The sequence below is a fragment of the Alkalihalophilus lindianensis genome, from assembly GCF_032843265.1.
Classification (GTDB): Bacteria; Bacillota; Bacilli; order Bacillales; family Bacillaceae_D; genus Alkalihalophilus; species Alkalihalophilus lindianensis.
In genome coordinates this window covers 1-243 of sequence record NZ_JAWJBA010000883.1, presented here as the reverse complement: position 1 = coordinate 243, position 243 = coordinate 1, and the positions used below count along the sequence as shown (strand labels likewise).

Sequence of the window (243 nt, the reverse complement as noted above, 5' to 3'; positions counted from 1 at the left end):
ATGGTTTGTTGCATGAGTATTTTTTGATGGCGCTTGGATAACTCTGTCTGTTCCAACATATCCTTAATTACACTCGTTTGATTGAGTTCATCTATCTTTGTCGCTAGTTTCCAAGTGGGGGCGACTTGATGAGCTAGCCATCTGAGTGTCTTATCAAACGTATATGGTTCAGGTTTTGTCGTTAAAGAAATTTTTCTATTCACGCCCAAATCCAAAAATCGTTGCCATTCCTTATTCATTTTC

General features: G+C 38.3%; 1 protein-coding gene. It reads right to left on the bottom strand.

Translation table 11 applies throughout. The features are described from left to right. Positions 1-243, bottom strand: a 243-nt coding sequence (locus RYX56_RS24660; protein WP_317124429.1) for a replication initiation factor domain-containing protein, incomplete at both ends; no start/stop codon positions are given.